The organism is Amycolatopsis thailandensis (assembly GCF_002234405.1).
Classification (GTDB): domain Bacteria; phylum Actinomycetota; class Actinomycetes; order Mycobacteriales; family Pseudonocardiaceae; genus Amycolatopsis; species Amycolatopsis thailandensis.
Genome location: NZ_NMQT01000412.1, coordinates 1 through 615 on the forward strand (window position 1 = coordinate 1; position 615 = coordinate 615).

Below are 615 nucleotides of genomic sequence, written 5' to 3' on the forward strand. Positions count from 1 at the left end.
ATCCAGTCGATCTCGCCGCCACCGCCGGTCGCGCCGCGCAACAGCCTGCGGCCGACCACCACCGCGCCGCCGACGCCGTCGCTGAGCCAGATCATCACGAAGTCGTCGAGCCCGACGGCCTGGCCGACCGTCATCTCGACGATCGCGACCAGGTTGACGTCGTTCTCGATGGTGACCTCGACGCCGAGTTCCTGGCTGAGCCTGCTCGGCACGTCGAAGCCGAGCCAGCCGGGGATGTGCGGCGCCGAGGAGAGCAGACCGGTGCGCGGGTCGAAGGCACCTTGCGCGCCGATGACGACATGACGGAGATCTTTGGTCGCCAGTCCGGCTTCGGAGGCGACCTGGGTGAGCGCCGCGCCGAAGGAGCCGACGACGTCCGCGCCCTCGTGGACCGGCAGCGGGACCTGGTACTCGGCGAGCACCGCGCCGGTGACGTCGGAGACGACGAAATCGGCCACATGCGGTGTCAGGTCGACGGCCGCGACGTAGGCGACGCCGCCGTTGACCTCCCAGAGCTGGGCCCTCGGGCCGCGGCCCCCGCCGCGGACGCCCGCCTTGGTGACGACGTCGTCCTGTTCGAGGCGGGTGAGCAGTTGCGCCGTCGCGGGCTTCGAC

The 615-nt window shown here is 71.4% G+C and carries 1 protein-coding gene; it reads right to left on the reverse strand.

From position 1 onward, the window contains the following. Positions 1–615, reverse strand: a 615-nt coding sequence (locus CFP71_RS43210; RefSeq protein ID WP_143267360.1) for an ROK family protein, incomplete at both ends; no start/stop codon positions are given.